The organism is Pseudomonas sp. AC252, from assembly GCF_979258105.1.
Genome location: NZ_OZ409837.1, coordinates 1827852 through 1847065, shown reverse-complemented (window position 1 = coordinate 1847065; position 19214 = coordinate 1827852). Strand labels below are relative to the sequence as shown.

Genomic DNA, 19214 nt, shown 5'->3' with positions numbered 1-19214 from the left:
TCAACTACGCCGCACATACGCCTTGCCGTAATGCCGCTCCATCCGTGCCTGAATCAGCTCCAGCCCGATCGACATCAGCCAGTAGATGATCGCCGCCGTGGTGAGCATTTCGATGTAGCGATAACTTGAGCGCCCATATGACTGGGCGAGAAACATCACTTCCCAGACGCCCATCACCGAGATCAGCGACGAGTCCTTGAGCATCGAGATGAACTGGTTGGTGGTCGGCGGGATGATGGTGCGCATGGCCTGGGGCAGGGTGATGCGCCAGAAGATCACGCTTTCGCGCAGACCCAGCGCCAGGGAGGCTTCGCGTTGGCCGTGATCGACGCCGAGGATCCCGGCGCGGAAGATTTCGCTCAGGTACGCGCCGTAATTCAGCGACAGGGCAATGATGCCGGCGACGATGGCGCCGGGGACGATGCCCAGTTGCGGCAGGCCGAGGTAGATCAGCAGGATCTGGATCAGCAGCGGCGTGCCGCGAAAGAACGAGGTGTAGAAACTGGCGATGCCGAACGCCACGGCGCTGTTCGACAGGCGCGCCAGGGCGGTGATGAAACCCAGCAGCGAGGAGGCGATGATCGAGCAGGCGCAGAGGAACAGCGTCAGCGCTGCGCCTTGCAGAAATCCGTTCGGCGCCAGCTTCAGGCCGACCAGGTTGGGCAACTTGTCGAGGATGATCGCGAACTTCAGGTCGAAGCTGAGAAAGAATCCGGCGAACAGGCAGAACAGCGCAGCCCAGGTCAGATAAAGGCGCGTACGGAAACCGAAGAGCTTTTGCAGGCGTGTCTCAGCCACCGGTTGCGGTGGCTGTGGCGGGGTCGGAAAGGAAGTCATTGGCTGATATCGGCGCCGATCCATTTCTGCGACAGCTTGCTCAGGGTGCCGTCCTGTTTCAGCTGGGCAAACACCTCGCGTACCTTGGCGTCCCACTGCGGGTCACCCTTTTCGATGGCCACCGAGTTGGGTTCCGAGTAGAGCGGTTCGCCGGCCAGTTTGAAACGCTGGTCCTGGTTCAGGCGCGGCTGCGCGGTGACCAGATTGGTGAGGATCGCATCCAGGCGCACGCCGGCGCCCAGGCCCAGATCCTGGAAGGCGACGTTGTCGGTGTCGTACGGAGCGATCTGCACATCCTCGAACGGATACTCCAACTGGGTATCCTCGGCGCCTTCGATGATCAGATTCTTGTTCAGATAGCTTTCGTAGCTGGAGGCGCTGGTCAGGCCGACCTTTTTGCCGCTCAGGTCCTTGGCGCTGTGGATGCGATCGTCCTTGGCATTGACCACAATCACCGCTGGCGAAGCGTAGTACTCGACCGGGAAGTCGAACACTTCGGCGCGGGCCTTGCTCGGGGTCATCGAGCAGATGCAGATGTCGTAGCGCCCGCTCCAGCGGCCGGCGGCGATCACATCCCAGGACGGCGTTTCCAGACGCAGTTTGACGCCAAGCTTGTCCGCCACCGCTTTGGCAACGTCGACATCGAAACCGTCGAGTTGATTCTGCTCATTGAGAAACGAGAAGGGCGGATAACTCTCCATCAGCACACCGACCAGCTCTTTTTTCTGCTCGACACGGTCCAGCGTCGCGCCGCCGAAGGCTTGGGTGGAGGCCAGAATGGTCAGGCCCAGGGCCAATAGCGGTTGGAATTTCACAGTCGATCCCTGTTGAAAAAAGAGGTTGTTATTAACCGAGTGGTGCGTATTAAATAGTTATAAGAACGACTCTGATAGTGAGTTATTTTCATAAGCATATGAGTGAAAAGCATATGGGCGCAGCGAACAGGGTCATTCTCGATGGCGGCATGGGCCGCGAGTTGCAACGCGCCGGCGCGCCGTTTCGCCAACCGGAGTGGTCGGCACTGGCGCTGAGTGAAGCGCCGCAGGCGGTCGAGGCGGTGCATGCCGCTTACATCAACAGCGGCGCGGACGTGATCACCAGCAACAGTTACGCGGTGGTGCCGTTTCACATTGGCGAGGCGCGCTTTGCGGCTGAAGGCCAGGCGCTTGCGGCACTGGCTGGGGAGTTGGCGCGGCGGGCCGTGCAGGCATCGGGCAAGCCAGTGCGTGTTGCCGGTTCGTTGCCGCCGCTGTTCGGCTCGTACCGTCCGGACCTGTTCGAAGCGGATCGGGTAAGCGAATTGCTGACGCCGCTGATCAAGGGGCTGGCCCCGCACGTTGATCTATGGCTGGCGGAAACCCAGAGTTCGATTGTCGAGGCGCGGGCCATTCACGCCGGGTTGCCGAAGGACGGCAAACCGTTCTGGCTGTCGTTCACCCTCAAAGATGAAGACACCGATGCAGTGCCGCGCCTGCGCTCCGGTGAGCCGGTAGCCGAAGCGGCTGCGGTGGCGGCTGAACTCGGCGTCGAAACCCTGCTGTTCAATTGCAGTCAGCCGGAAGTGATTGGCGCGGCCATCGACGCAGCGCGCGCAACGTTCGAGCGTCTCGGTGTGAAGATCGATATCGGCGCGTATGCCAACGCGTTTCCTCCGCAACCGAAAGAAGCCACGGCCAACGACGGGCTCGACCCGTTGCGTGACGATCTCGATCCGCCGGGGTATCTGCACTGGGCGCTGGACTGGCAACAGCGCGGCGCCAGTCATCTGGGTGGCTGCTGCGGGATCGGCCCGGAGCATATTGCGGTGCTGGCGCAGGAGCTGCGTCGTTAAGCCAGACCCCGCCAATTGTGGGAGCGAGCCTGCCCGCGAAAGCGGTCAGTCAGTCAATATTTGCGGTGACTGACAAACCGCCTTCGCGAGCAGGCTCGCTCCCACAGGGGCTTTGTGACGATCAGCTACGGCACTCGGCCAAGCCTTTCACCTGGCCAGCTGGGGTCTGGTTTTCATCGCTCAGCCAGCGCTCGAACCCGGCACCAATCGCCGGCCATTCCGCATCCAGAATCGAATACCACGCGGTGTCGCGGTTCTGCCCCTTGACCACCATGTGCTGGCGGAACACGCCTTCAAAGCTGAAGCCCAGACGCTCGGCCGCGTATTTGGAGCGGGCGTTGCCGTTGTTGCACTTCCATTCCAGGCGCCGGTATCCCAGCTCGAACGAGTACTTGGCCAGCAGGTACACCGCCTCGGTGCTTTTCGGCGAGCGTTGCATTGGCGCACCGAAAGTGACGTGGCCGATTTCGATGCGGCCCTGGGCCGGGACGATCGACATCAGGCTGAGGATGCCTTGGACCTGACCCGTCGCACGGTCGACGACGCTGAAAAAATAAGGGTCGCTGTTGGCCGCATGATTGTTCAGCCAATCGTTGAACGCGCTGCGCTCGGGAAACGGCCCGTAAGGCAAGTAATCCCAGAGTTTCGGATCAGCCCCTGGCCCTTCGAGGGCGGCGAAGAGTTGATCGGCATGGCGCGCCGGGTCGAGTTTTTCCAGGCGAATGAAGCGGCCTTCGAGCAGCGTGGCGGAGGGGGCGGGGACGCCTTTCCAGTCAGCGAGTGAAGCGGTCATGTGCGCGTCTCCTTAAAGGGCTTTACGAAACTGGATGAAGCCCGGGCGTTCAGCGATGCGCTCGTAGAGCTGGATCGCCGTTGCATTGGTTTCGTGGGTCAGCCAGTGGACTTTGCAGCAGCCATCGGCCTTGGCGGTAGCGTAGACATGCTCGATCAACAGCCGGCCGACTCCAGTGCCACGGGACTCGGGTACTACCAGCAGATCCTGGAGATAGCAGGAATTTTCGACGCTCCAGTTCGAGCGGTGATAGATGTAGTGCACCATGCCCAGCGCTTTGCCCTCGGCCCAGGCGAGGGTGGCGTGGGTCGGTTCGTTCGGGTCGAGAAAGCGCTGCCAGGTGCTATGGGTGACGGCGTCTGGCAGCTCGGTATTGTAGAAGCGCAGGTAGGCCTGCCACAGGGGCAGCCAGGTGGCGTGGTCATTGGCGCTGACCGGGCGAATGTCGATCTGGGTCATGCGGGTTTCCTTAGCGCATCAAGCGGGCGAGGGTCTGGTCGTTGGCGTCGGGGCTGGCGGCAAGGCCGTCGCGCACGCCGGCGATATCTTCGGCGCTGCGGTTCTGGCTGAGCTTGCGTTTGCCCTCGAGGCGGTCGATGGGAATGGCAAAACCGACAATGGCCTTGAGCATGCCATCAATGTAATCGGCCGGTGCATCATCGACCGACCATGGCTGGGCACGGCCCGCTTCGTGACGGTCAGTGAGGGTGCTGACGATATCGAGCAGGCGCCCGCCATCGCTGAAGGTTTCGGCATGGCCGTAGGCGTGCACGGCGATATAGTTCCAGGTCGGCACGACCTTGCCGTGCTCGGCTTTGCTCGGGTAGAAGCTCGGGCTGACGTAGGCGTCTGGTCCGGCAAAGATCAGCATCGCCTCGGCGCCGTCCCGCAGGTCCTTCCACTGCGGATTGGCCTTGGCCAGATGGCCATAGAGCGTGCCGTACTCACCCTGTTCGCGATGCAGCAGCACCGGCACGTGGCTGGCTTGCAGGCCGCTCGCACCGTGGCTGACGAGAATGGCCAGGCGCGTGGCGAGTATCAGTTCGTGCAGTTGGGACAAGTCTTCGATGGCAAAGGCGCTTGGCGTGTACATGGACAGATTTTCCTTGGCGAATGCCTGCATCCTAGGCAGGCTATTGGTCCGTTGTAAGAGCCATTGATGAGCCATTTCATAGGTCCATTGCCATGCCTGAACTACCGCCGCTGTCGATGCCTTTCAATCCGGCCGGAATCGAACTCGATCGCCGTCAGGGCCTGAGCCGCCAGCTCTATCAGGCCTTGCGCCAGCGGGTGCTTGATAGGCGCCTCGTTAGCGGCACGCGATTGCCGGCCAGCCGTGACCTGGCCGCGGCGCTGGGCATTTCCCGCAACAGTGTGGTGCGCGCCTACGATCAGTTGTATGCCGAAGGCTTTATCGAAGGACGCGTCGGCGACGGTACTTACGTGGCGCAATTGGTGCAGGCATCCACGCCGAAGAAAAACTATCCACAAATTCATCCACAGGCTTGTCAACAGGCTTACCCACAGCCTTATCCACAAATTGGCTGGATTTACCTGTGAATCCATCCAGCAAAGTTATCCACAGCGACGGATTTTCCCGCATCGAAAAGCATCATTTGCCGCGACCACCGAGCGGTCCGCCGCGCGCTTTTCGGGTGGGCGTGCCGGCATTCGATCTGTTTCCGTTCGAGGTCTGGGCCAAGCTGAACGCGGCTTTCTGGCGTAAACCGGATCTGCAGCAACTGTGTTACGGCGATCCGGCCGGCGATGCACGACTGCGCGGCATGATCGCCGCTTATTTGCGCAGTTCCCGCGGCATGCAGTGCACGGCTGAGCAAATTGTGATCACCAGTGGCGCGCAGCAGGGCATCAGCCTTTGTGCACAGTTGCTGGTCGAGCCTGGGGACGGCGTGGAGATCGAGAATCCGGGCTATCGCGCGGCCGGGCATGCCTTCGCTGTAGCGGGGGCGAAATTGCATGGGGTGGCGGTAGACAGCGATGGCATCGACTGCAGCGCCATGGCTCAGCTCAGCGATTGTCGGGTGGCTTACGTCACGCCGTCCCATCAGTACCCGACCGGCGTGGTGATGAGCCTGGCCCGGCGTCTGGAGTTGCTCGCCTGGGCCGAGCGTGTCGGTGGCTGGATCGTCGAGGATGATTACGATGGCGAGTACCGCTACACCGGCGCACCGCTGGCGCCGTTGGCGGCACTTGATCGTCAGGGTCGTGTGCTCTACGTCGGTACGTTCGGCAAAGTCGCTTTTCCGGCGCTGCGCCTCGGTTATCTGGTGCTGCCACCAGCGCTGGTCGACGCGTTCGCGCAACGCCGCGCCGTCGATGTGCGGCACTCGGAGGTCAGCACCCAAGCGGTGATGGCCGAGTTCATGGCTGCCGGACACTTCCAGCGGCATATCCGCCGCATGCGCCGGGCTGCGCTGAGCCGGCGCAACTGCCTGCTCGAAGGCTGGCCGACGGTCGCCGGCGTCGGTCAACTGCCCGCCGTGCCGGCCGGGCTGCACTTGACCGTCGCCGTGGACAGCATCGAGCGCGAGCAGCAATTGATCGCTCAGGCCGCTGAGGTCGATGTCGAAATCAACGGCTTGAGCAGTTACTGGTTGCCGGACTCGACTACACCGATGGCCCAGCGCGCCGGCCTGGTGCTGGGTTTTGCCGCTGTGCCGGAGTCTGCGATCACAGCGGCACTGGCGCGCTTGCGACAGGTTTGGCGAGGTTGAAGAACAACGCTTCGGCCGAGCGACTGGAAATTTCGCTGCGATGGATTTCAATCAGTTGCTGGTTGCTCGGCTGGCTGGGCTCGTAGGCGCCGCCCATCCGTTGTTGGGCGACGGTTTTCATATGCCCGCGAATGAACGATGGATCAGGCGCGTCGGCGCTGCTGTAGTGAAAATGGGCGTAGCACAGGACCTTGTCATTGTGAGCATCACGAATTCGGTACTCGTCGAGGAAATCATGCTGGCGGTGTCGGATGGGCCGCCGGGTCACGGTTTTATCGATGGTTATTTCCCCTTTTCCTTCAGCCACTGCACGCCCGCCGCCGTAGGTAGCTGCTGTTTGACCAGACGAATGCGCGTGCTGGTGCCTTTCTCTTCCAGGTTTTTCGCCGCCTTGTCGAGCGCGTGATTGAGCGTTTCGGAGGGTTCATGCTGGCCGGCGGTAAGGTTCTTGGCGGTCAGGGATTCGTCGATCGCCGCGATGGCCGTGCGCAGAAGTGCGGCGTGCTGGTGGTATTCCTCCTCGACCTCCACCGGTATCCGCGCGCCGCGTTTGAGGCGCGCCTCGATGCGCCGATGGAATGCCGCCAGACCATCGATCAGCGCCTGGCCGTCGCGAACGCTTTTCTTCAAGTCGGCTGCGGATGTTGGTGTCGGTGCAGGCGGCGTTCGCTGTTCGACCCAGACACCGGGCGACTCTTCGTGAAAAGTGGCAATGACACCCGTCAGAGGAGCGCGAACTTCCATCAGGTCGGTCGTGTTATCACCGACGCTTTTCTTGCGTTCGCCGACCACGGTGCCTTTTGATCGTGTCTGGAAAATCTGTCGATTCGAGGCAGACGCGGATGACGTTGACGTTCCGGCCTGCGGCACCAGCAAATGCCGGTAGCGCAGCAGGTCGGCGAGGCGTTTGTCGGCGGCCGCTTTGAATGCAATCACCCGCGTTTGTACATGTTTGAGTCGGTCAGTGTGGAGCTGGTCGGAGTATTCGCTGGCCAGATCGTTGAAGCGCTGGTCTACCGAGTCGAACTGTTGTGCAACGTTGCTCAAGGCGTCAATGCGTCCGCGCAGATCGCCCAGGCCTTCATCGGCGCTCAGGTCCAGCGAGCTCTGGATATTCAGTGCAGCGTCTTCGACCAGATCGGCCAACGCCTGTTGAGCGCTGGCATGATCCGCGGTGTCGCCAGGCTTGATACATATTCGCTCGGCGAGGCTGATTTGCAGCACCTTGAGGTCATCCAACTGGTAATCCGGCAGGGCGTTCTGATACACACGCATTGCCTCCACAGCGTCTTTTCCCAACAGCTTCATTTCTTCGAAGCAGGCTTGTGCGGCCTCCATTTTCTCGATGATGCTTTGAGTGACGTCATTCAGGCTCACGGCCGCCAGACTGAATGCCTCTGGATCGGCGTTGGTCCCATCCGCGATCATCGTCTGCATACCCTCGACACTCTGTTGAAACTGAGAAGAGTGCTCGCTGAGCCACTCCTGGCCCAAAAACAACTGCATCTGCAAGCGCTCGGTCATGACGGTGCGGTAATTGGGAATAGTCTGGTTGAGGTTCAACTCTTTGATCTGTTGAATGTTCGCCGCGTACTCCTGATGTTGTGCATCCAGTGTCGCGAGATATTCGGTGCGTGCCTGTGCACGGGCCTGTGGCAGAGCATCGCGCAAGGCATCTCGGTCGGCGTTCAGGCGGGTCTCCTTGGTATGCAGTGTTGTATCGAACCTGGCAATTTTCTCGCAGAGCGCTTTCGCGACGGCCTGCCTGCTGTCCCGGGATTTTTGCAGTGCCGAGTCCAGGCCGCCGCCGCGCAGACGCAGGCGCAAATCGATCACCCACTCGCCCCTGGCGGAATAGGCCAGCGTCGGACCGATGCGGTGTGGTTGTTGGCGCGAGTCGATAATCTGTACGTTGCCGTGCGCGTTGCGCATCACTTCGAACCAGCGCCGACCGACCTGGGCGTACCAGGTCTTACCGTGGGCGTAGAGGCCTTGGTGCGTGCCTTTGCTTGCAGCGGCGCCGAGACCTTTGGGAGGGTCGACGGTGAATCCGTCGAGGAGCTTGGCCAGTGCCTGCGGCGACCGTTTCAGTGCGGTGATGATGTCGATGGAGGTAGTGTGGGCGCCGGGCAGTTCAGCGCTGGTGATATCTGGCAGTTGCAGTGCTTTGGGGACTTTGGCGGCCGCTTTGATGGGCTTTGTTTCTTCTTCTGCCTGGGCCACCCGTTCACGTGGCGGTGCTTCGCCAACGGCCGCTCGATGTGCGAGCACCATGCCCAAGGCCAGGAGGATGTCGGCAATTGCGGTCCATGCGACCTTGCCCGACGGCTGGTTGGCGACATCGGTAACCTCTTGCAGATCGTCCATGATTTGCCAGATCCATGCCGCCGTGCCGACGCTGCGTCCCAGGAACGGCAGAGCGGCATTGAACATCAGCCAGCCGCCCTGTTTCAGGGTGGCCCAGCGTGCCTCGGCGTTGGACACCGATTGGCGGTCGGCTTGGGTGAGCAGAGCCTTCACGTTGCGCTCATGCAGCGTGTCCAGCACATTGCCGGTCAGCGCTTGTGTGCCCAGCGCGACCGGGCCGGACATGTCCAGAGCCGTCGTCGGATTGACCAGCATCTGCGGGATTGTCCATATCGATGGCAGCCTGGCGGTAAAGACGAACTGGCTGTAGTTGAAACGTACATCATCGGCCAGCCACGCCAGCACCGAATCGCGCAGATGTCGCGAATGCTGGATCGCGTAGAGGAGGTTGGCGTATCCGGGGAATTGCATCAACGTCATCTCGAAGAGCGGACGGTAAAGCAGGCAGGGACCTTTGTTCGCCTCGCGCGGGCCGATGACGTACATATTGGCCACGCTGTCGGCTGCGCAGCTGCTGCGGTGTGCAACGAAGGCCAGTGGACGGACCACGATTTCCTGACCATCGACGTATCGTTCTGCGTCGGTCGCCGCCAGTGCTGCTGCAACGTAGCGATACCCCGCATCATCAATGTCTGCTCTGCCCTGGATCTTGTGTTGCAACGCCAGCAATGGCAGCTCGATGCGTAACTGACTGGTATATAACGCTTTCAAGGCTGACGCCTGATCGGCGTCGTCTATCAGACGCGCCTTCAGGTGCGCCGGATAGGTCCTGCCGATATCCACGGCGCTGACCAGTTTTTCCAGATAGGCCACAGTCATCCAGTCAGGCGCTGAGCTGGCAGCTTTGTAGTTCACGGTCTTGTTGCCCAATGGCAGGCCGGCAAGGTTCTGCAGGGCCAGTTCCGGCAACGTCAGGGTCTGCGTGCTGGTATTGCCGGGCAATACGAACGTTCCCCAGACCACGAGGCTGGTGATCGTAATCTCGATGTCATCGAGCTTGATGTCCTTGGCACTCGGCTGGTCCTTCGACATCTGCTCCTTCAGGGCATCACGAGTGTATGCGTGCAGGCCGATGACCTCGCTTTGAAACGTTTTGCCGTTGTGTTCATGTTGCACCGTGGTCAGGTCCAGCAAATGCCGGCTGTAGCGCGCCTGATCGACGGCCGACGCATCGTTCAGCCACGGCGGCAGCATCGGTCGCAGACGTTCGAAATGTTCCTCAAGGCGCGGGGTTGGTTCGGCGCTCTGGCCCTGGGTACCGGTGTGCGGATAGACGCGGTTGAGCGGCCGATCAGCAAAAAAATTGATTCTGCCCAGGGCGTCGGCCTCGATCGAAATCAAGGTGCAGGCCTGATGGTCGAAAAAGTTGCCCTGCGGTTCGACCAGCCGCCACGTGAGTTTCGGATCTGCGGGGGTTGCGCCGAAGCGTTGCTGCAGATCTTCGCCAAGCGCTTGCAGCGAATCGAAGGACTGGAAACCCCGGGTGACCGCGTGGGTGAGAATCACGGTACGTTGTGCATCTGTACCAATCAGCACCGCCATATCGAGCAGGGTCATGTGTGCGTTCTGTCCGGCGCCCTCCCGGTCGAGGTCGATCAGGCAGGCGCGGGTGGTGTATTTGTCGGTGGCCATGCGCTGCAGTTTGTCGGGCTCCCGGAAAACCGCCTCGGCGATGGCGGCTTGAGTGGCATCCCGGCCAAGGCTGGCATCGGCTTTCCATAAATTGCGCAACGCTTGCGACAATTGCTGCCAGCGCGGCTGCCCGGGGTAGGTGAACTCATCCCAGTATTTGACGTGCTGTTCTTTGTAAGCGATGAACAACAGGGGGGCGAGTTCATTGAGCAGCAGGCTGATCGCTTCGATTTTAACTGGCAGTTGAACGGGGGCAGGCCACGCGGGCTGCTGGGTCAGATAGTGCTCGCCGTCCAGGTACGTCACGGTTTTGCCGGTCATGCCGAGGCGTACCAGCGCATCCGTCAGCGTTTCAACATTGGGCCGACCGGCGAAGACCTGATCATTGTCGATCTCCCACGTCGGCTCTACGATCATGGCCAGTTGCGGATCGATCTCGAGGTCGGGATACAGCGTCTTCAGTGCCGGGGCCAGCGTTTTCGCGGCCACTTCGTGGAGTGAAGGGCCGGTGACCAGTTGGGTCACGATATCGACGGCACTGGGTGTGGGGAGTTCGGGCATCAGTGATTCCTGCTCTGTCGGGCGCCGAAAGCCGGCGGATCAGGGCAAGGTAAAAGGCGCTACGTTCGCGCGTGCGGTACATAGATCTGCCAGGCAAAAAAGACCCGCGTGTGCGGGTCCTGGATGCGGCGCGGGAATCAGGTCCCGGATTTGATTTTGGTCCACGCCCGCGTCCGCGCGCGTTCGGCATCCCGAGGCAGCGGTTGCAAGGTGTACAGCGTGTTCATGGCAGCGTCGGTCGGGTACAGGTTCGGGTTGTTGCGTATCGCCGGATCGACCAGGCCAGTGGCGTCCTTGTTCGGGTTTGGATAGCCGACAAAATCGCTGACCGGGGCAATCACCGCCGGTTGCAACAGATAGTTGATGAAGGTGTAAGCGTCCTCGGTGTTCTTCGCGCCTTTGGGAATGGCGAGCATGTCGAACCAGATCGGCGCACCCTCTTTGGGCAAGCGCATGTCGACCACCACGCCGTTTTTCGCTTCCTTGGCGCGGTTGGCCGCCTGCGAGAAGCTCCCGGAATAACCGACGGCCACGCAGATGTCGCCGTTGGCGATATCAGCCATGTATTTGGACGAATGGAAGTAGGTCACGTAAGGGCGGATCTTCATCAGCAGCGCTTCGGCCCCGGCGTAATCCGCCGGCTTCTTGCTATTGGGGTCGAGGCCGAGGTGTTGCAGGGCCAGCGGCAGAATCTCCGACGGCGAGTCGAGCAGGGCGACGCCGCACTGCTTGAGCTTGCTGATGTTCTCCTCCTTGAAGATCAGGTCCCAACTGTCCACGGGCGCGTTGTCACCCAGCGCTGCCTTGATCTTGGCCGGGTTGAAACCAATGAGGATGGTGCCGTACATGTACGGCACGGCAAACTTGTTTCCCGGATCATTGGCTTCGATCAGCTTCATCAGTTTCGGATCGAGGTGATTCCAGTTCGGCAGCTTGCTGCGATCCAGCGGCTGGAACACCCCGGCCTCGATCTGCTTGGCGAGAAACACGTTGGACGGCACCACCACGTCATAGCCGGAGTTGCCGGTGAGCAGCTTGGCCTCGAGCGCTTCGTTGGTGTCAAAGATGTCGTAGATCAGTTTGGTCTGGCTGTTCTGGGCCTTGAAGTCGTCCAGCGCCTTGGGCGTGATGTAGTCGAACCAGTTGTAGACGCGCAGCGTGCGTTCTTCGGCGTGGGCGCCAGCACTCAGCAGGGCCGCGCACAGCGCCGAGGCGATCAGTCGCTTTTTCATTGTTCAAAACCTTCCAGCACGTTCACTGCGTTGATGCCGATTTCCTCCACCGCGTAACCACCTTCCATGACGAACAGGGTCGGCTTGCCGAGGGCGGCGATGCGTTTGCCCATGGCCAGGTAATCCGGGCTGTCGAGTTTGAACTGCGAGATCGGATCGTCCTTGAACGTGTCGACCCCGAGGGAGACGACGATGATGTCCGCGCCATAGCGATCGATCTCGTCGCAGGCCTGATCCAGCGCCGCGCTCCAGACATCCCAGCCAGAACCGGCCGGCAGCGGATAGTTGAAATTGAAACCTTCACCGGCGCCTTCGCCGCGTTCGTCGTCGTAGCCGAGAAAGAACGGAAACTCCGCTTCCGGGTGGCCGTGGATCGACGTGAACAGGACGTCGCTGCGTTCGTAGAAGATCGACTGGGTGCCGTTGCCGTGGTGGTAATCGACGTCAAGGATCGCGACTTTCTTGTGGCCCTGATCGAGGAAGGCCTGAGCGGCGATGGCGGCGTTGTTGAGGTAGCAATAACCGCCCATCAAGTCGCTGGCGGCATGGTGTCCTGGTGGACGGCACAATGCGAAGGCCGCGCGTGCGCCACGCTGGATTTCTGCCTGCGCGGTAAGCGCCACTTGCGCCGCGCTGTAGGCCGCTTGCCAGGTGCCGGCGGTAATGGGCGCGCCGCCATCGAAGCTGTAATAACCGAGCTGGCCGTGCAGGCTGGTCGGTTTGATCGCACGCAGGGTGCGCGCCGGCCAGGTGTAGGGCAGCAAGTCGCCGTCGGTGTTGAACTCGGTCCAGCGCTGCCACGCGCCTTTGAAAAATTCCAGATAGTCGCGGCTGTGAATGCGCGCGATCGGTTCCAGGCCGAAATCCTTCGGCGCTTCGACTGCACCGAGGTTTTGCTTCTGCACGCGTTGCAACACATGGTCGGCACGCGACGGCATCTCGAAGCACGGCTTGAGCTGGCCATCGATAAGTTCGCAGCGGCCATGGTGCAAGTGGTGATCGTCTGAGTAGATCGTCAGCATTTGTTGTTCTCCGCAAGGCTGATCCGGTGGTCTTCAGTGTTGCGGCGCAACTTGAATCGGAGAACGTCGGGAGCGGCCAAAAGGGGATCGATATGGCCAAAACCTCTGACCGAAATTCGCCCCTTGATAACGCTGGCTCAAGGGTGAAATACCAACGTTTCTAGGAGTGAGCCTGCTCGCGATAGCGGTCTGTCAGGCAAAGAATGTGTTGGATGATAAATAGCCATCGCGAGCAGGCTCACTTCTACAGGGAGCATCAATGCGGCCGGAACTGACTCGGCGCCACGCCGCTCCAGCGCACAAACGCATGCCGGAAACTCGCGGTCTCGCTGAAGCCCAGCGTCTCGGCGATCCGATAGATCGGCAACTGATCCTCACACAACATCTGTTTGGCTCGCTCGAAGCGCAGTTCGTCGAGCAGTTCCTGATAACTGCTGCCCATGTCTTTCAAATGCCGGCGCAGGGTCCGCGGTGAGCACTTCATCTGCTGCGCCAGCCCCTCCAGGCCCGGCGCGGCATTCAATTGCGCGCTGAGCAACTGCCGAATCCGCCCCAGCCAGGCCTGACGTCCGGTGAACTCCAGATTCTGCTTGCGGCAGCGCTCGGCCATCGCTTGATGGGTAATGGCGTCGGCCAGCGGCAGCGGCTGATCGAGCCAGTGGCGGTCGAAGGCGAAGGCGTTGTCCTTGGCCGAAAAGTGCAGCGGCGAGTTGAAGGGTTCAGCGTAGCTGGCGCGGTAGTCCGGTGCGGCATGTTCGAAGCGCGTGGCGCGCAGCGGCAACGGGTGGCCGAGCAAGTCGTCGCAGATGACTTTCAGCGACACCAGACAGAATTCGGCGTTGAACACCGCCATCGCCGCGCTTTCACGGTAATCAGCAGCGACGAACCAGACCTGCTCGCCATCGTCTTCCAGGCTCAGTTCGAACAACGTGCCCAACAGCGCCGGATAACGGATCGCCAGCCGCAAAGCGTCACCGAAGGTGGCACAGGTCAGCAGGGCGTAACCGAGCATGCCGTAACAGGACACGTGCATGCGCCGGCCCAATTCGAGGCCGATGTCACGCTTGAGCGCGACCGCATTGGTGCAGACCTGCATCTCCTGATGGGTGGTGATGCGCGTATCGGCTCGCTGCAAATCCGCCGCCACGATGCCGCTGCCAGCCAGCAAGGCCTCGCTCGACAGACCTTGGGCCTTGAATGTGTTGAGGATCAGCGAGACCGCATTGAGGGTGGTGAGGTGGGAGTGGAGCATGAGGTCTTCCAGCCTGGAGGTGGCTGGGACGCAGCAATTTATATGCCGTACAAAAATCCCTTGTGGGAGCGAGCCTGCTCGCGAAAGCGGTGTGTCAGCCACACGAATGCCGAATGTGTCATGGCTTTCGCGAGCAGGCTCGCTCCCACAGGGGGATTTGCGTTATGACAGATCAGCTCAGTTCGCCGCAGAGATCCAGTTCGATCAATCGTCGCACTTCCGCCGTTTCCAGCCCGGCCCCCAGCAAGCCATGCAATTTGCCGAACGCCGCCTCGCGGGTCATGCCGCCACCGGACAACACGCCCACGCCCCGCAAGCGGCTTCCCGCCTCGTAGACATCCAGCTCTACCCCGCCTTCATGGCATTGCGTCACTGCAACCACTACCACGCCGTTATCCCGTGCGCGGCCAAGGCTGGCGAGGAACTCGGGGTTGTCGCTCGGCCCTGTACCGCTGCCGTAGCACTCCAGCACCAGGCCTTGAATGCCGCTGTCGAGGAGACCGTTCAGCACTTCTGCGCTGACGCCCGGGAAAAGCGGCAGTACGGCGACCTTGGCCAATTGCTTCGGCTGGTTATAGTTCAGCGACGCTGGAATTGAAGTGGCTTTGACGCCGCCGCCCTGACGCTCCAGGCGCTTGAACGGATGCCGCCCGAAGCTGCGCACTTTCGCGCAGCGGGCCGGTGCCAGCAGTTCGCCGTGGAAGTACAGATGCACGCCCGGCGCCAGGCCCTGGCCGAGGGCGCCCAGCGCGCCGCCGAGGTTTTCCCAGGCATCGCTGTCGGTCACGCCTGCCGGCAACATCGAGCCGGTGAAACACACGCGGGCATGCAGGCCGAGCAACTGAAAACTCATCGCCGCCGCGCTGTACGCCAGCGTGTCAGTGCCGTGCAGGATCAGCACGCTGTCGCAGCCTCGCACGTCTACGGCATCGACTACCGCTTCGCGCAGTTGCTGCCAGTAGGCCGGGGTCATGTTGGCGCTGTCGATCAGCGGCGACATTTCGCGGAATTGCCACTGCGGCACCACCAGCTCAGGCTGGCTGTGCAGGTAGTCGCGCATCCGCGCTTCGAAACCGGACGCCGGGGCCAGACCGTTGGCGCTGGCCTGCATGCCGATGGTGCCACCGGTGTAGAGCACCATGACGTGTTGAGCGGCGGGATAGGTCGACGAGCTCATAGGATTCTCCGAAACGATGAGGGTCCTGTGGGAGCGAGCCTGCTCGCGAAAGCGGTGTGTCATTCAACAATGATGTTGGCTGAAAGCCCGCCATCGCGAGCAGGCTCGCTCCTACAGGTTATTGCATCACAATAACTGACGGGCGCAGGGGATGCGCCCGTCATTCACCTGTCAGCGTTGCGCTGCAGGTACGCCTTGCGGCGCAGTTTCAGTTTGGCCCGCTGCTGCTGGCGGGTTGGCCGGCCAGGCGTTGCGATCCAGGTCCAGGTCGGCGAACTTGCTCGAATCGAACACTGGCTGTTTGACGCCGGCGCGGCGCTGCTCGTCGTAGTCGCGCATCACCCGCAGGCCGACCTTGAACAGCATGGCCAGGGCCACCAGGTTGACGAAGGCCAGGCAGGTCATGGTGATGTCGGCGAAGGCGAATACCGTCGTCAGGTCCTGCATCGAACCCCACACCACCAACGCCAGCACCAAGCCACGGAACAGCATCAGCAAAGCGCGGTTGCGGCTGAGGAACTGCAGGCTGTTTTCGCCCAGGTAGTAGTTGTAGAGGATGCAGGTGAAGACGAAGAGTGACAGCGCGACGCTGACGAACATGCGACCCCAGTCACCGACCACTGCAGCCAGCGAGTTCTGGGTCAGAACGATACCGTCACCCTCGAAGCCCGGGGTGTAGAAGCCTGAGAGAAGGATCAGCAGCGCGGTGCAGGTGCAGATCACGAAGGTGTCGAGGAACACGCTGAAAGCCTGGACCACGCCCTGCGCGCCCGGGTGCTTGACGGCGGCCACAGCGGCGACGTTCGGCGCACTGCCCAAGCCCGCTTCGTTGGCGAACACGCCACGCTTCACGCCCATGACAATGGCGCTGCCGAGCAGACCGGCAAAGGCCGGGTCGAGGCCGAAGGCGCTCTTGAAGATGGTTTCCAGCATGGCCGGCACGTGTTCGATCTGGGTGCCGATCACGTACAGGGTCACGCCGATGTAGGCCAGGGTCTTGATCGGTACCAGCAGGTCGGAGACCGAGGCGATGCGCTTGATCCCGCCGATAAAGGTGATGGCCAGCAGCACCGCGAGGACAATCCCGGTGTGTTGTGGGTTGAAGTCAAAGGCGTTCTGCAGCGAGTGGGTCACGGTATAGGACTGCAGGCCAATGAAGGCGAAGCCGTAGGTGACCAGCAGCAGAACAGAGAAAACGATCGCCATGCCTTTGAGCTTGAGCCCGTGCTGGATGTAGTAGGCCGGGCCACCACGGTACAGGCCGTCGCCATCGGCGCGCTTGTAGACCTGGGCCAGGGTGCACTCGAAGAAGCTGCTGGACATGCCGACCAGTGCGGTCACCCACATCCAGAACACCGCACCCGGACCACCAAGGGTCACGGCGATGCCGACACCGGCAATGTTGCCTGCACCGACGCGGCCGGCAAGGCTGAGCATCAAGGCCTGGAACGAGCTGAGTTGCCCGGCGCTGCCTTTGAGGCTGTCGCGGAACACCGCGAACATGTGGAAGAAGTGACGCAGTTGAACGAAACGCGAGCGAATCGTGAAGTAGCTACCGAGCCCGACAATGAGCACGATCAGTACTTTCCCTGAGAGGAAGTCGTTGATGACTTCGAGCATGGATTTATCCTCGCTGTTTTTTGTGGGTGCAAATGCTGGATCGGAGAAACATCGTGTTACACCGGCATGCACGCGGCACGACGGGCGAGGCGAAGGTTTCGTCCCGGATCCATATCGCGGGTTTTGTTATTAGTTCGGGTTTCGCATGGGTTATGGCCTCGTTACCGACGACCGCTCACGCGAAGAGGGGCGGCACTATACCGATCAGTGGCGCGCCCGTCTGCACGGTAGTGGTGCAAGCGACGAAACGAAGCTTTGAAACACTTGGCGTTTGTGGCGAGGGGATTTATCCCCGTTCGGCTGCGAAGCAGTCTTAAACCATTGCACGCGGTGTTTCTGGTACATCCTTATTGTTGGTATCGGGGCCGCTTCGCAGCCCAACGGGGATAAATCCCCTCGCCACAAGGGCTCACCTCCATATTGTTCAGTCCCCCTACATTCGGGTCTCAGAATAAACAGTTAAAAAAAGGGCTCGGGGACAAAATCCCCAAGCCCTCAAAAGGTGAGAGGTGTCTAGTCCCTCGACCTGGTGAGCGGTGCTGCAAGTTCGCGTCGGCTCAGGCTTTGAGCGGAACCAGACGCGGGGCGATCATGTTTTCCGGGCGCAGGATGTCGGCGAGCATGGCTTCGTCGAGCAGGCCTTCTTCGCGCACCAGTTCCAGCACGCCGCGGCCGCTTTCAAGAGCGATACGGGCGATGCGGGTGGCGTTCTTGTAGCCGATGTACGGGTTCAGTGCGGTAACCAGACCGATCGAATGTTCGACCAGTTCACGGCAGCGTGCTTCGTTGGCGGTAATGCCGACGATGCAGTGCTCGCGCAGCATGTCCATGGCGCGCTGCAGCAGGCGGATCGAGTCGAGGATCTTGAAAGCGATCAGCGGCTCCATCACGTTCAGCTGCAATTGGCCGCCTTCGGCTGCCATGGTCAGCGCCAGATCGTTACCGATGACCTGGAACGCGACCTGGTTCACAGCTTCCGGGATCACCGGGTTGACCTTGCCGGGCATGATCGAGCTGCCCGGCTGACGCGCCGGCAGGTTGATTTCATTGATGCCGGTACGTGGCCCGCTGGACAGCAGGCGCAGGTCGTTGCAAATCTTCGACAGCTTGACCGCGGTGCGCTTGAGCATGCCGGAGAACAGCACGAACGCGCCCATGTCGGAGGTCGCTTCGATCAGGTCGGCAGCCGGTACCAGCGGTTGGCCGCTGATCAGTGCCAGACGCTGAACGGCCAGTGCCTGATAACGCGGGTCGGCGTTGATGCCGGTGCCGATCGCGGTGCCGCCCAGGTTGACTTCGGTCAGCAGTTCCGGGGCCAGCGTTTTCAGGCGCGCCAAATCTTCGCCCATGGTGGTGGCGAACGCGCGGAATTCCTGGCCTAGGGTCATCGGCACGGCGTCTTGCAGTTGGGTCCGGCCCATTTTGAGCACGTGGTCGAACTCTTTGCCCTTGGCCGCGAAGGCCTGGATCAGGCTGTCGAGACTGGCCAGCAGCGCGTCGTGACCGAGCAGCAGACCCAGACGGATCGCCGTCGGGTAAGCGTCGTTGGTCGACTGCGCCATGTTCACGTCGTCGTTCGGGTGCAGGTACTGGTATTCGCCTTTCTCGTGGCCCATCGCTTCCAGAGCAATGTTGGCGATCACTTCGTTGGCGTTCATGTTGGTGGACGTGCCGGCGCCACCTTGAATCATGTCGACCACGAACTCTTCGTGGTAATCGCCGCGGATCAATCGGGCACAGGCTTCGCTGATGGCAGCGTGCTTGGCTTCGCTCAGGTGACCCAACTCGCGGTTGGCGTCAGCGGCGGCCTGTTTGACCATCGCCAGGCCCACAACCAGTTTCGGGTAATGCGAAATCGGAACGCCCGAGAGGCGGAAGTTGTTCACCGCTCGCAGGGTCTGGATGCCGTAATACGCATGGGCCGGTACTTCAAGGGCGCCAAGCAGGTCGGTTTCTGTGCGGAAAGATGCAGCGGAGGACATGATAGAAATCATCTCGATAAGGACCCGGTCTGTGCCGGAACGCTGCGAATGCTAGGCTTGTGGGGATTTTTGGGCCAATGCTGTTAAGCGCTGCCCTATGCACATTCGGCATAATGCCCATGTGACGCCGCCTGTGCGGCAGACGTGTGACCTGTTTTGGTGCGTGTCCGGGA

14 protein-coding genes and 1 pseudogene are annotated in these 19214 nt (G+C 61.2%); 2 read left to right on the top strand and 13 right to left on the bottom strand.

What is annotated here, in order from left to right:
• Both ACZZZ4_RS08655 and ACZZZ4_RS08650 read right to left on the bottom strand, forming a co-directional pair.
• Positions 1–837, bottom strand: coding sequence for an amino acid ABC transporter permease (locus tag ACZZZ4_RS08655; RefSeq protein ID WP_041476583.1), 837 nt, complete (start codon positions 835–837; stop codon positions 1–3).
• On the bottom strand, positions 834–1652 hold the full coding sequence (locus ACZZZ4_RS08650; RefSeq protein ID WP_463547630.1) for an ABC transporter substrate-binding protein: 819 nt from the start codon (positions 1650–1652) through the stop codon (positions 834–836). The genes ACZZZ4_RS08655 and ACZZZ4_RS08650 overlap by 4 nt, the downstream gene beginning before the upstream one ends.
• A gap of 113 nt (positions 1653–1765) precedes the next feature.
• On the opposite strand from ACZZZ4_RS08650, the gene ACZZZ4_RS08645 reads away from it, so the two are divergent.
• Positions 1766–2668 carry a homocysteine S-methyltransferase family protein gene (locus ACZZZ4_RS08645; protein ID WP_463547629.1) on the top strand — a complete coding sequence of 301 codons (903 nt, stop codon included), beginning with the start codon at positions 1766–1768 and terminating at the stop codon, positions 2666–2668.
• A 121-nt stretch (positions 2669–2789) separates the two neighbouring features.
• Here the strand turns inward: ACZZZ4_RS08645 and ACZZZ4_RS08640 are convergent, their stop codons facing one another.
• From ACZZZ4_RS08640 to ACZZZ4_RS08630, 3 genes are read right to left on the bottom strand one after another with little or no spacing between them, the layout of a single operon-like run.
• Entirely contained in the window at positions 2790–3461 is a 672-nt protein-coding gene (locus tag ACZZZ4_RS08640; RefSeq protein ID WP_463547628.1) for a GNAT family N-acetyltransferase, read from the bottom strand.
• 12 nt (positions 3462–3473) lie between these two features.
• Positions 3474–3920 carry an N-acetyltransferase family protein gene (locus tag ACZZZ4_RS08635; RefSeq protein WP_463547627.1) on the bottom strand — a complete coding sequence of 149 codons (447 nt, stop codon included), beginning with the start codon at positions 3918–3920 and terminating at the stop codon, positions 3474–3476.
• 10 nt (positions 3921–3930) lie between these two features.
• Positions 3931–4554, bottom strand: a complete 624-nt coding sequence (locus tag ACZZZ4_RS08630; RefSeq protein ID WP_129997980.1) for an FMN-binding negative transcriptional regulator — start codon at positions 4552–4554, stop codon at positions 3931–3933.
• A gap of 92 nt (positions 4555–4646) precedes the next feature.
• Between ACZZZ4_RS08630 and pdxR the strand changes: the two are divergent.
• Positions 4647–6196: pseudogene (gene pdxR, locus ACZZZ4_RS08625) on the top strand (MocR-like pyridoxine biosynthesis transcription factor PdxR).
• Here pdxR and ACZZZ4_RS08620 read toward each other — a convergent pair.
• The 8 genes from ACZZZ4_RS08620 to aspA all read right to left on the bottom strand — a co-directional run bounded on the left by ACZZZ4_RS08620 (position 6153) and on the right by aspA (position 19041).
• On the bottom strand, positions 6153–6464 hold the full coding sequence (locus ACZZZ4_RS08620) for a hypothetical protein (protein WP_463547626.1): 312 nt from the start codon (positions 6462–6464) through the stop codon (positions 6153–6155). The pseudogene pdxR and the gene ACZZZ4_RS08620 overlap by 44 nt on opposite strands.
• Before the next feature lie 14 nt (positions 6465–6478).
• Entirely contained in the window at positions 6479–10756 is a 4278-nt protein-coding gene (locus ACZZZ4_RS08615) for a dermonecrotic toxin domain-containing protein (RefSeq protein WP_463547625.1), read from the bottom strand.
• Between the two features lie 137 nt (positions 10757–10893).
• Positions 10894–11988, bottom strand: a complete 1095-nt coding sequence (locus tag ACZZZ4_RS08610; protein ID WP_463547624.1) for a polyamine ABC transporter substrate-binding protein — start codon at positions 11986–11988, stop codon at positions 10894–10896.
• Positions 11985–13010 (bottom strand): histone deacetylase family protein, encoded by a 1026-nt coding sequence (locus ACZZZ4_RS08605; protein ID WP_133335582.1) that lies wholly within the window; start codon positions 13008–13010, stop codon positions 11985–11987. The genes ACZZZ4_RS08610 and ACZZZ4_RS08605 overlap by 4 nt, the downstream gene beginning before the upstream one ends.
• Positions 13011–13266: 256 nt before the next feature.
• Positions 13267–14262: an AraC family transcriptional regulator gene (locus ACZZZ4_RS08600; protein ID WP_415761046.1), complete on the bottom strand. Its 996-nt coding sequence runs from the start codon at positions 14260–14262 to the stop codon at positions 13267–13269.
• Between the two features lie 172 nt (positions 14263–14434).
• Positions 14435–15439, bottom strand: a complete 1005-nt coding sequence (locus ACZZZ4_RS08595; RefSeq protein ID WP_415761047.1) for an asparaginase — start codon at positions 15437–15439, stop codon at positions 14435–14437.
• 171 nt (positions 15440–15610) lie between these two features.
• Positions 15611–17059, bottom strand: a complete 1449-nt coding sequence (locus ACZZZ4_RS08590) for an alanine/glycine:cation symporter family protein (protein ID WP_039757286.1) — start codon at positions 17057–17059, stop codon at positions 15611–15613.
• Between the two features lie 557 nt (positions 17060–17616).
• A complete protein-coding gene (aspA, locus tag ACZZZ4_RS08585; RefSeq protein ID WP_016772472.1) occupies positions 17617–19041 on the bottom strand; it encodes an aspartate ammonia-lyase in 1425 nt (474 codons plus the stop codon).
• Positions 19042–19214 lie beyond the last annotated feature (173 nt).

Coding starts and splice junctions, on each gene's coding strand:
- ACZZZ4_RS08645 (WP_463547629.1), top strand. CDS start 1,766: ATGGGCGCAGCGAACAGGGTCATTCTCGATGGCGGCATGGGCCGCGAG.
- aspA (WP_016772472.1), bottom strand. CDS start 19,041: ATGTCCTCCGCTGCATCTTTCCGCACAGAAACCGACCTGCTTGGCGCC.
- ACZZZ4_RS08605 (WP_133335582.1), bottom strand. CDS start 13,010: ATGCTGACGATCTACTCAGACGATCACCACTTGCACCATGGCCGCTGC.
- ACZZZ4_RS08655 (WP_041476583.1), bottom strand. CDS start 837: ATGACTTCCTTTCCGACCCCGCCACAGCCACCGCAACCGGTGGCTGAG.
- ACZZZ4_RS08590 (WP_039757286.1), bottom strand. CDS start 17,059: ATGCTCGAAGTCATCAACGACTTCCTCTCAGGGAAAGTACTGATCGTG.
- ACZZZ4_RS08595 (WP_415761047.1), bottom strand. CDS start 15,439: ATGAGCTCGTCGACCTATCCCGCCGCTCAACACGTCATGGTGCTCTAC.
- ACZZZ4_RS08640 (WP_463547628.1), bottom strand. CDS start 3,461: ATGACCGCTTCACTCGCTGACTGGAAAGGCGTCCCCGCCCCCTCCGCC.
- ACZZZ4_RS08610 (WP_463547624.1), bottom strand. CDS start 11,988: ATGAAAAAGCGACTGATCGCCTCGGCGCTGTGCGCGGCCCTGCTGAGT.
- ACZZZ4_RS08615 (WP_463547625.1), bottom strand. CDS start 10,756: ATGCCCGAACTCCCCACACCCAGTGCCGTCGATATCGTGACCCAACTG.
- ACZZZ4_RS08600 (WP_415761046.1), bottom strand. CDS start 14,262: ATGCTCCACTCCCACCTCACCACCCTCAATGCGGTCTCGCTGATCCTC.
- ACZZZ4_RS08630 (WP_129997980.1), bottom strand. CDS start 4,554: ATGTACACGCCAAGCGCCTTTGCCATCGAAGACTTGTCCCAACTGCAC.
- ACZZZ4_RS08635 (WP_463547627.1), bottom strand. CDS start 3,920: ATGACCCAGATCGACATTCGCCCGGTCAGCGCCAATGACCACGCCACC.